Below are 11,819 nucleotides of genomic sequence, written 5' to 3' on the forward strand. Positions count from 1 at the left end.
GTCGGCCGTGAAGGGGGCAGCGGTGCGGGGGACGGCCGGGAGAGGAGCCGCCGTGGAGGTGTCGTGGCCGATCTCGTGGTCGATCTCGTGGTGGTCCACGATTGCGCACGGCGGTCGCCGCACAGAAGTGTGGTTCGAGCCCATCGGTCACCTGGGCCCCTGCGGCGCATCCGGCTCCGCCGGCCGGCCCGGTCCGCGGCCCGCACGGTCGCCCGGTAGGCAAACCAGCAGGTAGCCCGGCCGGTGGTTCGGTCGGTCTGCCGGTCGGTGGTCCATCCGGTCGGCGTCCGGTCGGCGATCCATCCGGGCGTCGTCCGGTCGGCGGTCCTGCCGCCGTCCGGCTCGGCCGTCGTCCCGGCGGCCCGGCGGGCGGTCCGGTCGGCGGAGCCTCCCCCCACGCGTACACAGGAGAATCGGTTGACCAGCTCATTACGGACGGCGGAGACGGAGACGGCCACGACCGTGGCGCGGCGCCGGATCCCGGTTGTGGTCCACACTCCGGATCCGCTCTCCCGGGCGGGGGTGCTCAGCCAGTTGGGCGGGCACCCTGTGATCGACCTGGTCGAGGGCGGTGAGCCGAGGCCGGGCACCGTGGCCGTCCTGATCGGTGAGACACCGGACGAGACCCTGCTGGCGGCGCTCCGCAAACTGGTGCGCAGCGACGGCGCGCGGGCGGTGCTGGTGGTGAGCGCGATCCGTGAGACGGAACTGCTCGACGTCATCGAGTGCGGGGTCGGGGCGGTGGTGTGGCGCCACGAGGCGACCGCGCACCGGCTGTCGCAGGCGGTGCTCGCGGCTTCGCGCGGTGACGGCGATCTGCCCGCCGATCTGCTGGGTCGGCTGATCAACCAGGTCGGCTCGTTGCAGCGTTCGGTGACCGGCCGGCCGGGCGCGCCCGTGTCGGGCCTCGTGCCGCGGGAGATCGACGTACTGCGGCTCGTCGCCGAGGGGTTGGACACCGGTGAGATCGCGAGCAAGCTCTCCTACTCCGAACGCACCGTCAAGAACGTGATGCATGGTCTGACCACCCGACTGCATCTGCGCAACCGGGCGCATGCCGTGGCGTATGCCCTCCGGGAAGGCTACCTCTGATCGAACAGGCAGTCGCATCGGACCCGCCGGGCAGCGTGTTCTGCCCTCGGGTCGTCCCCGGCGTGCCTGCGGGGACGGGCACCGCTCGGGGCACGATCGACGGACGGACAGACGACGGGGCGGACGGCACGGGAGCACGACGGTGATCCACGAGGTGGACGAGGTCCTCAAGGGGCTGATCGGGGGCGGCGCCCTGGCCGGTTCCGGTATCGACGTCTCGTTCGAGGCACCGACACGCGACTGGGCGGCCCGGCGCAACGCGCCCACCATCAACACGTATCTGTACGACATCCGCGAGGACGTCTCCCGGCGGCAGCGGGGCCACATGCCCGTCCGTGACGAGCGTGACATCGTGGTGCGGCGCCGTCAGCCGCCCCGCTGGTTCCGGCTGTCGTACCTGGTCACGGCCTGGACGAAGCAGCCGCAGGACGAACACCGGCTGCTCTCCGCGGTGCTGGCGACGCTGCTGCCGCGCGAGTTGCTGCCGCCGGACGAACTGCCGGGCGCGCTGGGCGCGCTGGGGCTGTCGGTGCCGCTCACGGTGGCGGGGCTGCACACCGAGTCCCGTTCCCTCGCGGAGATCTGGTCCGCGCTGGGCGGTGAACTGAAGCCGTCCCTCGACCTCGTGGTCACGGCGCCCTTCCCGGCCTTCCCCGAGTACGACGCCGGTCCCCCGGTCACGGAGGGCGCGGCGGTCCGCGTCCGCACCATGGACGGCACGCCGTCCGACTCGCCCGAGCGCCGGCACCTGCCGCGGCATCTGGCGCCGGCCCCCGCGGCGGGCAACGGCCCCGCGGCCCCAGCGGAGCGGGCCGAGTGAGCACGCACACCCCCGTGGAACCCGACGGAGCGACGCTCCCCGCCGCGCCCCCGCAGGGCGTCACCGACGATCCCCTCCTGGTGCGGCTGGGCCGGCTCCGCGAGCGGGTGTCACGGCTGGTGGACCGCCGGGCCGCCGTCGACCCGACCGCCGCCGATCCGCTGCGCGGGCTCTACCTCTCCGAGGAGGCCGTACGGCATCTGCTGGTCCCGGTGCCACCGGATCCGGAGGGACCGGGGGCGGCATACGACGGGCCGGAGGACCGTTTCGCGCGGCTGGCCGGGCGGCTCGGTCTCACCGACCTGGACACCGCCGTCCTGCTCATCGCGCTCGCCCCGGACGTGGACCGGTCCTTCGAGCAGCTGTACGGGTATCTGAACGACGACGTCAGCCGGCGCCGGGCGAGCGTGGGGCTCGCCCTCGATCTGTGCGGGGTGCCGGTGCACCGCGCCGCGGGACGGGCCCGGTTCCACCCGTCGGCGCCGCTCGGCGCGCTCGGCCTGCTGACCGTCGAGGACCCCGAACGTCCTTTCCTCAGCAGGGCGTTGGTCGTACCGGACCGGCTCGTCGCGCATCTGCTCGGCGACGACACCCCGGACGCCGCGCTCACCGCTCATGTCCGGCCGTTGACGTCGCCCGCGGAGTCGCTCGTGCCCGGTGGCGCGTTCACCGCCAAGCTGGCCGCCCGGCTGGCCGCCGGTCCGCTCGCCGTCCATCTGCGGGAGCACCGTGAGGGGGACGGGCTGCTGTGCGCGGCGGCCGCCCTGCGCGCGGCGGGCCTTCAGGCCCTGCACCTCACCCCTCCGCCGGAGCCCGCCCAGGACGGCGACCCCTGGTCCGGCCTCCTCCCCCGGCTGCTGCGCGAGGCCCGGCTGAGCGGACGCGCGATCGTCGTGTCGCCCCTGCCCGAGCGTCCGGGCCCGCTGCTGCGCGCGCTGGTCCCGGCCGGCGCGCGCGATGCCCGGCACCGTCACCCACCCGTGGTGTGCGTCGATCCCCGGCCGTACGACCCGCAGTGGGCCGACGTCGACCCGCTGGTCCTCGACGCGCCCCGCCCGTACGCGGGTGCCGTCGACGCCTGGTCGGCCGCGCTCGGCGCGGGCGCGGTGGGGCCGGGGTTCGACCTGGCCGCGACCGTGGCCCCGTACCGGCTCGGCGGGGACCGGATCGAGCGGGCGGCCCGTGCGGCCCTGGACCTCGCCGCGTTCGACGGCACGGAGGTGACCGCCGCCCATCTGCGGCGCGCGGCCCGGCAGCAGTCGGCGTCCGGTCTGGAACGGCACGCCCGCCGGATCCGGCCCGACGTCGGCTGGGGCGACCTCGTCCTGCCGGACAAGCCCCTCGTCCAGCTGCGGGAGTTCGCGCTGCGGGCCCGGCATCGCGACCGGGTGCTCGGGGACTGGCGGCTGAGCGCGGGCGGCGGCCGGGGCCACGGCGTGCTGGGGCTCTTCGCGGGCGAGTCCGGCACCGGCAAGACGCTGTCGGCGGAGGTCGTCGCCGCGGATCTCGGCCTGGACCTCTATGTCGTCCAGCTGTCCTCGGTGGTCGACAAGTTCGTGGGCGAGACGGAGAAGAACCTCGAACGGATCTTCACGGAGGCCGACCGCACCGACGCCGTGCTGCTCTTCGACGAGGCGGACGCCGTGTTCGGCAAGCGCTCCGAGGTCAAGGACTCCCACGACAAGTACGCCAACATGGAGAGCGCCTACCTGTTGCAGCGGCTGGAGGCGTTCGACGGCATCGCGCTGCTCACCACCAACCTGCGGGCCAACATCGACGAGGCGTTCACCCGGCGGCTGGACATGGTGGTCGACTTCCCGTTCCCGGACGCCGGTCAGCGGCTGGCGCTGTGGCGGCACAGCCTCGCGTCGGTGCCGTGCGCCGACGACACCGACCCGGGCGGGGTGGCCCGTGACTTCGAACTGGCCGGCGGGTCCATCCGCAGCGCGGTGGTCACCGCCGCCTACGCGGCGGTGGGGCGCGGCGACCGGGTCACCTCGGCCGACCTGCGGGAGGGCGCGGAGCGCGAGTACCGCAAGGCCGGCCGGCTGGTGCCGGGCGAGGGCGGCTGGTAGCCGCCGTACGGGAGCGGCCGGGTTGTCGTACGGGAGCGGGGAGCGGCGTTCGGCCGGGCTGCCGTACGAGTACGGGCCCGGCCCCGCCCCCGCGCGGCCAGGGGCAGGCGGGGGCGGGCGGGGCGCCGCCTAGCTGGTGGTGTCTCACACGGTGAAGCGGACGGCTTCCACCCAGATGTCGTTGCGGAGGGTGCCGCCGAAGGTCCAGCGGTCTCCCTCGTTCGGCTTGTCGCAGGCCATGCCGGCCCAGCCCTCGTTGCGCTGGTGGACGGCCTGGCAGACCGCACCGCCGCCGTTGTCGACGTTGAGGGTGAAGCCCAGCAGGGCGGGGGCGTCCTTCTTGCTGTCGCCGACGTAGTTGTCGCTGCCGTCGGGCGCGCCGGACCACGGTTCGACGTAGTGGCCCTGGCCGTCGGTGGACTGCGGGTTGTGGACGAAGGCGGCGCTGGCGGTGCCGCCCACACCGAACACCGCGATGTTCAGGGCCGTGAGCGGCCGGTTCTGGCCCACCGTGCCGGCCATGTCGCCGTCGCACTCCGGTGCCGTCCAGCCCTTGCCCGCCACGAAGGCCCGATAGCAGATGTGCTTGCCGCCCGGATCGGTCGCGGCGAGCTTGCGGACCGCGGTGGCCGCGGTCGGCTTCGGGGCCTTCTTCTTCTCCTCGGACCCGCCGCCCGAGCCGCCGCCGCTGCCACCGCCGCCACCGCCCGCGTTCTCCGGCTCGGCGGTCTGCGGAGGCGCGGCGGGAGCGCTGGAGGTGGGCGGCGGCGCCGGGGAGGGAGGTGCCTGCGGGCTGGGCGGCACGGTGCTGACGGCGGCCTTGTCGAGCTTCTCGGTGGCGGTGCTGCGCACCTGCGGCTTGTGGGTGATCCACAGCATGACGAAGGTGATCGCCAGCGCGAGGAGGAGACCGAGGAAGGTCGCCAGCCAGCCCGGCAGGAAGCCGCGCTGGACGTATGTGCCCTCGACGTCGAGCGGCACGGCCCCCGACCGCTTCACCGCGAAGGTGTAGGGCCGTTCCTCCTTCGAACCGAACCAGATGATCTGGCGCGGCTTCAGCGTGGCCTTCACGAACGCGGCCCGGCCGGGCTCGATCTGCACGTTGCTCGGGTGGATGTCGTACGACAGCTGATCACCCGTGTCGCTGCCACTGACCGAGGCGGTGACCTTGGTGTTGCCCACGTTGTCGACCGCCAGCTTCGGGCGGCCCCGCAGGCGGCCCTTCACGGTCGGCGGCACCAGCTCCGCGCGGACTTCCGTGAACGGGGTGATGGTGAGGTTCCCCTCGGGAACCGTCGTCGCCTCCGGATGCTCCGTCGGCGTGATCCGCACCGCGTACGGGTTCGGCCCCGCCGTCGCGTCCGACGTCCGCGGCGGGGCGAACGACAACTCCACCGTCCCCGTCGTCCCCGGATACAACCGCAACGACTGCGGCTCCACCGTCACCCACGGCGCGATGTCACCCACCGGTTCGAAACGGTACTCGTCGACGACATCGCCGGTGTTGCGCAGCTTCAGCCGCACGGTCGTGCTGGCACCCGGGTCCACGGTCGCGGACGGGGGTTCGAGGGAAGTCCACAGGCTCACCACCTGGACGCTAGCCAGAGGGATCCCGCCCGGTCAGGTGGCTCCTGGGCACGGTTCGTTCCCCAACGGGCGCCGCGCGGTGCCCCTTTGGTCGTCCCGGGTCACGGAGAGCCGGGGCCGGAGCCGGTCGGGGAAGGCGCGAACGTGCCCGCGGGCGTGTTCCGGGGGGTCGTGGAGGTGCGGAAGACGAGCCCCGGGCCGTGCTTCTTGCCGAGCACCTCCGTGACGTAGTGGTTCATCCGCTCGATCTCGTCGTCCCGCGAGTAGACCCGGACCAGCGCCTTGCGCTGTTCCAGGTCGACCTGGCGCTGCGTCTGCTCCCACTCCTTGCGGGCCGTCTCGTCGGTGCCGTCGACGGGAGCCTTGGGCACGGCGTCGAACTCGTCCTGGGTGCGCACGGGGAAGGACTCGACGGGGACGAGGACGTGGTCGGAGCCGCCCGGACCGGGCACCGCGCGGTACACGATGATGTCGAGACCGTCGACCTGGTGGGCCGCGATCTGCGCCTTGAGCCGGGGCCACTCGATCGTGGTGAGCACGCTCTTCTGGGTGGTGCCGTCGAGGACATGGGCGGTGACCCAGCCCTTCAGTCCCTCCACGTACGTCTGCGACAGGAGCCGCCACAGTTCGCCCAGGGCCGGTGACGCGCTCCAACTCGGCAGGCCGAAGAGCAGACCGTCGAAGATTCGGCCCTGGATGGACGCCTCCAGGACCGTGCCGCGGCCCACGCTGACGTCCTCGGTGGCCTGCGCCGAGCCCATCTTCGACCAGAGCTGGCCGTGCTGCGCCGACGCGTCGGCGTGCCGGTCCAGGATGTCGAAGAAGCCCTCCTTGGTCTGGTTCTGTTTGTACCAGGAGTACTGGACCTTGTTGCCCTGCACCGTCCGGTGCTGGAACCCGGCGATGACGGCGCCGATGGCCGCGTGGTCGATCGGGGTCGTCTCGTCGGTGTCGGCCTTCTCCAGGTCCCGCTCGATGTTGGCGAGGAAGGCGGTGACGCCCTGCTTGAAGGAGTCCATCTCGGCGAGGGCGCGGATGCCGTTGATCCGGCTCCACAGCTGCTGTTTGTCCTGGATGAACCGGATCTTGCGGGCGTCCGCCGGGGTCATCGACTTCCCGGAGCCTGACGAGCGGTCGGAGCCCTGGGAGGACGGCCGGGTCGGCGATCCGTCCTTCCCCGCCCGCTGCACCACCGGGCCGGCCGTCCCCTGCCGCAGCGCCTTCACGGTGGCCGCGTTGCCCGCCGCCTGCTGGAAGGCCAGCACCGACGGGGCGGGCGCCGGGGTGAGCGGCGCCCGGGGCGAGGGCGTCCGCGGCTGCCGGCCGGGGTCGTGGTCCTGGTGTGCGCGCATACGGCTGTCCCCTGGAGAAATGGAGCGGCGGAGAGGCGGAGAGGCGGAGAGGCGGAGAAGTGGCTGACCGGGCGGGTCAGGCGCTGGTGTCCATACGGTCGGCGGGGTCCGGCTCACGGTCGCTGGAGCTGGCCGGGGAGTCGGAGTCGGTGTTGTAGTCCCAGGTCGCCCCGACGGGCACCTGCGTCGTCTCCCCGTCGTGCTCCTCGCACCGCAGCAGGAGCGTGGCGAACGTACCGCTGACGGTGTCGTCGATCCGCTTCGCCAGCTGCGCCGCCTTCTCGGCGCTGAAGTCCGCGATGTCGGTGTTGGCGGCGCCGCTCACCCACGCCGGTCCGGGCCGGATGTCGGAGCCCGCGTACAGCTCGATGAAGCAGCTGACGCAGGGGCGTTTCACACCGGCGATGTGGTCGTCCGAGATGCTGCCCGGCGCGGCGGCGCCGATGATGGTGCGCTCGGCGTGCTTCCCGTCCTTGGTGGGCACCGGAACGGTCATCGGCCCGGTGAGCGCCTGGAGGACGTCCCAGAACTCCGGGGGCGTGGACTCCGCCTCCTTGGCGAGCAGACTCCTCAGCTTCTTCATGTGCCGCATCTCGCGGTCGCTCTGCCCCACGACCGTCTCCAGCAGCTCGACGATGTACTCCTTGGCGGCCTTCGTGCCCGCGCCCTCGCGCAGCACGTTGTTGACCTTGACGCGGTTGGTGGAGACGAACAGCTTGAACGCGGCCTCCACGTCCGGGGCCTCGGTCACCTCCATGCCCGCCTGGACCTCCTCGGGCCGTTCGTTCTTCTGGAGCATGGCCCGGTTGACGACAGTGGAGATCCAGCGCAGCACCTGCTTGGTGCGTTCACCGGCATAACTGCGGGGTGCCACACCCTGCTCCGAGGGGATGTACATCTGCCCCTTCTTGCTGGTGCCGGCGGCGGCCGCCTTCTGCTCGTCGGTGGCCCGGGAGCGGTCGATCTTGTGCAGGGTCAGGCTCTGGTTCGCGCCGTGGGCCTCCCAACCGAGGGCGATCAGCGCCTGCTTGACCGCCTCGGACGGGCTGGTGGCCGCGCCCTTCGTACCGGCCCGCCCCTTGGCCTTGGTGACCCGGCCCCCACTCGTCTTGGAGGAGGAGCCGGCGGCGGGCGACCGCTGCACGGCCGGCCGGCCCGCGACCCCGCCGTCCCGCTGCGCGGGGGCGGCGTCGGTCGCGGATCCCTGCACGGGCGCCGGTCCGCTCATCGCCTCCCGCGAGGCCTCCCGCGCCTCGACCTCGGCCCAGTCGCCGGGGTCGGAGATCATCAGGCCGTCGCCGTTGTCGGTGCCGGGCACGGGTCCGCGCTTCTGCTGGCCGATGTGGTGCAACTCCTCGGCGAGGACCTTCTTGTCGCCGCCGTCCCACACCACGTGCGGGTACGAGGCGTACGCCTCCGCGTCGATCTGCGCGGCGGAGTCCAGGGCCGCCGCGTCGGTGTGGAGGCGGACGTCGCTGAAGTCCTCGCCGCCGAACCGGGCCTGCATCTCGTTCAGCAGCGGGTCGTCCATCCGCTGCCCGGGTGAGCGCAGCACCTCGTGCACCGTCGAACGCTGTACCGACGGGCCGTGCCCACAGTGGGCGTCGTGCTCGTGGCGCTGTTCCTCGACGGCGCGGGCCACGGCCGCGTTGCCGGCCGCCCGTTGCAGCGCGAGGAGTCCGGCGGCGGGGCCCGGCGCGGGGGTGCGGCCCGCGCCGGCCCGCCCCCGGCTCTGGTCGGTCTCCTTGTCCTGCGCGCGCACGGGGCTCCCTCGACGGCCTGGGTACGTACCGGACGTACGTGCTTCCCAGGGCTACCGCCAGGGCGCCCGGCCGTGGGAGAGCCGTGAGGGCAGTCTCGCGGGCAGAGCGGGTGGGCGGATGGTCACCCAGGCACGGCGGGATGCCCCTGCGGGCAACGGGAATGCCCCCGGACAGGCACCGGAGGACGTTTCGGGGGACGCGCTTCGCGCGTGAGGGTGACAGACGAACTGTCTCGTACCCCGAGGAGCGCAGAGCATGCCGTCCTACCTGTCGCCCGGCGTCTACGTCGAGGAGGTGGCCAGCGGCTCGCGCCCCATCGAGGGGGTGGGCACCTCGGTGGCGGCCTTCGTCGGCCTGGCCCCGACCGGCCCGCTGAACGAGCCGACCCTGGTGACCAACTGGTCGCAGTACGTCGCCGCCTTCGGTGAGTTCACCGACGGGTACTACCTGGCGCACTCGGTGTACGGGTTCTTCAACAACGGCGGCAGCGCCGCGTATGTCGTCCGTGTCGGCGGCACGGACGGTGGGGCGGCCGGGAGCAGCACCCCGGCCGCCGTCACCGGTTCCGCCGCCCCCGCGGCCCTCCCGGCGGGCGAGCCTCAGCGGCTCGGCACCTTCGCCGTGGCCGCCATCGCGGGCGGTTCGCTCAGCGTCGAGGTCACCGACCCGGAGGGCGAGGGCCCGGCGGAGCGGTTCCGGCTGGTCGTCAAGGACGGCGACAAGGCGGTGGAGACCTTCGACGTGACGGCCAAGAAGGGCGGCCGGAACTACGTCGTCACCCAGGTCAAGGAGCGCTCCAAGCTCATCTCCCTCCAGGAGGCGGCGCCCGCCGCGCAGCTCTCGCGCCCCGACAACCAGACCGTGGCGCTGGCGGCCCCCGCGGCCCCCGCCCCGGCGCCCGCCGCGACCGGCGCGGACGAGACGCACCCCGGCCCGCGTGAGTACCTCGGGGACTCCGCCGACCGCACCGGCTTCGGGGGCCTGGAGGCGGTCGACGAGATCTCCATGGTGGCCGTGCCCGACCTGATGGCCGCCTACCAGCGCGGCGCGATCGACCTGGAGGCCGTCAAGGCGGTGCAGCTGGGGCTCATCGCGCACTGCGAGCTGATGGGCGACCGGGTCGCCGTCATCGACCCGCCGCCCGGCCTCAACGCCCGGCAGATCCGGGTCTGGCGGCAGGAGACCGCCGGGTACGACTCCAAGTACGCGGCCCTCTACTACCCGTGGATCAAGGTCTTCGACCCGGCGTCGGGCCAGTCCCGCACGGTCCCGCCGAGCGGCCACGTCGCCGGCGTGTGGGCCCGCAACGACTTCGAACGCGGTGTGCACAAGGCGCCCGCCAACGAGGTCGTACGCGGAGCCGTGGACCTCGAACTCCAGATCACCCGGGGCGAGCAGGACCTCCTCAACCCCGTCGGCGTCAACTGCATCCGCGCCTTCCCCGGCCGCGGCATCCGCGTCTGGGGCGCCCGCACGATGTCCTCCGACCCGGCCTGGCGCTACCTGAACATCCGCCGGTACTTCAACTACCTGGAGGAGTCGATCCTGATCGGCACCCAGTGGGTGGTGTTCGAGCCGAACGACCACGCCCTGTGGGCCCGGATCCGGCGCAACGTCTCGGCGTTCCTCGTCAACGAGTGGCGCGGCGGCGCCCTCTTCGGGCAGCGGCCCGAGGAGGCGTTCTACGTCAAGTGCGACCAGGAGACCAACCCGCCGGAGTCGGTCGACCTCGGCCGGGTCATCTGCGAGATCGGCATCGCCCCGGTGAAGCCCGCCGAGTTCGTGATCTTCCGGCTGGCCCAGTTCTCCAGCGGCAGCGGGGAGCTGGAGGAGTAGGCGCCGTCCCTCCGCACCAGCCCGCGCCCTCGCTCTCCCACGCGACTCCTCAGAAAGACAGCGATCCCATGAGTCTCATGCAGGCCGACAGCCTCACCTCACACAATTTCGGCCTCCAGATCGACGGGGTGATGGTCGAGTACCTCGCCGAGGTCAGCGGCCTCTCCCTGGAGCAGGACGTCATCACCTACCAGCAGAACTCCGCGCAGGGCCGCCCCGAGGTCAACCTGCTGCCCGGTGTGCAGCGAAGCGGGCAGTGCACCGTCGTGCGCGGCATGACGCAGTCCGCCTCGTTCACGCAGTGGATCAACGACTCGATCGCCGGGCAGATGAGCTCGGCCCGCAAGAACGCGTCGATCATCATGATGGACTTCCAGAACAACCCGGTGAAGCGCTACAACATGCGCAACGCCTGGTGCAGCAAGGTCGACGCGAGCACCCTGAAGGCCGGCGAGGCGTCCGCGCTCACCGAGACCGTGACCATCGTCTTCGAAGAACTGGTCATCGAGTAATGCGGCGCACGGCAGGACGTACGGCCCTCGGGGTGCCGGCGGCGGGTCCGGGGACGGGCCCGGTGGCAGGCCCGGTGGCAGGCCCGGGGACGGCTGCTGTGGCGGACGCCCCGGCCTCTCCCGGTGGCTTCGCCCCCACCTCCGCCTCCGCCCCTGGGCCGGCCTCCGTGCCGGAGCCGGTGGCGGTGCGGCAGCAGCTGCGGACGGAGTTCCCCTTCGAGCTGCCGCGCGGCTACGTCGACGAGTCAGGGACGGTCCACCGGGACGGCGTGATGCGTCTCGCGACCGCCCGGGACGAGCTGATCCCGCTGCGCGACGTCCGCGTCCAGGAGAACCCGGCGTACCTGTCGGTGGTGCTGCTGGGCCGGGTCATCACCCGGCTCGGCACGCTGCCGATGGTGCACGACGGGATCGTGGAGAACATGTTCGCCTCCGACCTGGCGTTCCTCCAGGACTTCTACCGCCAGGTCAACGCGGAGGGCCACACCCGTGCCGCCGTGGAGTGCCCGCACTGCTCCGAGCCCTTCGAGGTCGAGCTCGGCGGGAGCCGCCTGGGGGAATCGTGACGTACGCGACCGACCGGCTGCACGAGGAGATCGCGTACGTCGCCTACCACTTCCACTGGAGCCTGGAGGAGATCCTGGACCTCGAACACCCCGACCGCCGCCGCTTCACGGAACAGATCGCGTCCCTGGTGACCAGGGGCGGGGCGGAGGTCTGAGCGGTGGGCTTCTTCGACCGCCTCAGGGGTGGTTCGGGTCCTGCGGGTCGGGGCCACAGGG

At 72.6% G+C, this 11,819-nt stretch carries 10 protein-coding genes; 7 read left to right on the plus strand and 3 right to left on the minus strand.

All coding sequences use genetic code 11. From position 1 onward, the window contains the following. Positions 1–417 precede the first annotated feature (417 nt). The 3 genes from AOK15_RS36205 to AOK15_RS36215 all read left to right on the plus strand — a co-directional run bounded on the left by AOK15_RS36205 (position 418) and on the right by AOK15_RS36215 (position 3,987). Positions 418–1,092, plus strand: a complete 675-nt coding sequence (locus tag AOK15_RS36205) for a helix-turn-helix transcriptional regulator (protein WP_055522745.1) — start codon at positions 418–420, stop codon at positions 1,090–1,092. Positions 1,093–1,234: 142 nt separating this feature from the next. Next, a complete protein-coding gene (locus AOK15_RS36210; RefSeq protein ID WP_055522734.1) occupies positions 1,235–1,912 on the plus strand; it encodes a Pvc16 family protein in 678 nt (225 codons plus the stop codon). After that, positions 1,909–3,987, plus strand: coding sequence for an ATP-binding protein (locus AOK15_RS36215; protein ID WP_079058906.1), 2,079 nt, complete (start codon positions 1,909–1,911; stop codon positions 3,985–3,987). Before AOK15_RS36210 ends, AOK15_RS36215 begins: the two co-directional genes overlap by 4 nt. Before the next feature lie 144 nt (positions 3,988–4,131). Here the strand turns inward: AOK15_RS36215 and AOK15_RS36220 are convergent, their stop codons facing one another. The 3 genes from AOK15_RS36220 to AOK15_RS47910 all read right to left on the minus strand — a co-directional run bounded on the left by AOK15_RS36220 (position 4,132) and on the right by AOK15_RS47910 (position 8,688). Further along, complete coding sequence (locus tag AOK15_RS36220; protein WP_055522750.1) at positions 4,132–5,574, minus strand: hydrolase; 1,443 nt, start codon at positions 5,572–5,574, stop codon at positions 4,132–4,134. A gap of 101 nt (positions 5,575–5,675) precedes the next feature. Further along, the gene (locus AOK15_RS36225) at positions 5,676–6,926 is read right to left on the minus strand and encodes a hypothetical protein (protein ID WP_055522736.1); all 1,251 of its coding nucleotides are present in this window, start codon (positions 6,924–6,926) and stop codon (positions 5,676–5,678) included. Between the two features lie 76 nt (positions 6,927–7,002). Next, positions 7,003–8,688 carry an eCIS core domain-containing protein gene (locus AOK15_RS47910; RefSeq protein WP_055522737.1) on the minus strand — a complete coding sequence of 562 codons (1,686 nt, stop codon included), beginning with the start codon at positions 8,686–8,688 and terminating at the stop codon, positions 7,003–7,005. A gap of 256 nt (positions 8,689–8,944) precedes the next feature. Here AOK15_RS47910 and AOK15_RS36235 point away from each other — a divergent pair, with 256 nt between their 5' ends. The 4 genes from AOK15_RS36235 to AOK15_RS45870 all read left to right on the plus strand — a co-directional run bounded on the left by AOK15_RS36235 (position 8,945) and on the right by AOK15_RS45870 (position 11,758). Then, positions 8,945–10,525 carry a phage tail sheath family protein gene (locus AOK15_RS36235; protein ID WP_055522739.1) on the plus strand — a complete coding sequence of 527 codons (1,581 nt, stop codon included), beginning with the start codon at positions 8,945–8,947 and terminating at the stop codon, positions 10,523–10,525. A 68-nt stretch (positions 10,526–10,593) separates the two neighbouring features. Continuing rightward, entirely contained in the window at positions 10,594–11,037 is a 444-nt protein-coding gene (locus tag AOK15_RS36240) for a phage tail protein (RefSeq protein WP_055522741.1), read from the plus strand. After that, the gene (locus tag AOK15_RS36245; protein ID WP_063799100.1) at positions 11,037–11,603 is read left to right on the plus strand and encodes a hypothetical protein; all 567 of its coding nucleotides are present in this window, start codon (positions 11,037–11,039) and stop codon (positions 11,601–11,603) included. The genes AOK15_RS36240 and AOK15_RS36245 overlap by 1 nt, the downstream gene beginning before the upstream one ends. Then, the gene (locus AOK15_RS45870) at positions 11,600–11,758 is read left to right on the plus strand and encodes a DUF6760 family protein (RefSeq protein WP_099970623.1); all 159 of its coding nucleotides are present in this window, start codon (positions 11,600–11,602) and stop codon (positions 11,756–11,758) included. Before AOK15_RS36245 ends, AOK15_RS45870 begins: the two co-directional genes overlap by 4 nt. Positions 11,759–11,819: the final 61 nt, after the last annotated feature.

This window comes from Streptomyces ossamyceticus (genome assembly GCF_001418475.1).
GTDB classification, from domain to species: domain Bacteria; phylum Actinomycetota; class Actinomycetes; order Streptomycetales; family Streptomycetaceae; genus Streptomyces; species Streptomyces ossamyceticus.

Coding starts and splice junctions, on each gene's coding strand:
- AOK15_RS36240 (WP_055522741.1), top strand. CDS start 10,594: ATGAGTCTCATGCAGGCCGACAGCCTCACCTCACACAATTTCGGCCTC.
- AOK15_RS36245 (WP_063799100.1), top strand. CDS start 11,037: ATGCGGCGCACGGCAGGACGTACGGCCCTCGGGGTGCCGGCGGCGGGT.
- AOK15_RS36225 (WP_055522736.1), bottom strand. CDS start 6,926: ATGCGCGCACACCAGGACCACGACCCCGGCCGGCAGCCGCGGACGCCC.
- AOK15_RS36235 (WP_055522739.1), top strand. CDS start 8,945: ATGCCGTCCTACCTGTCGCCCGGCGTCTACGTCGAGGAGGTGGCCAGC.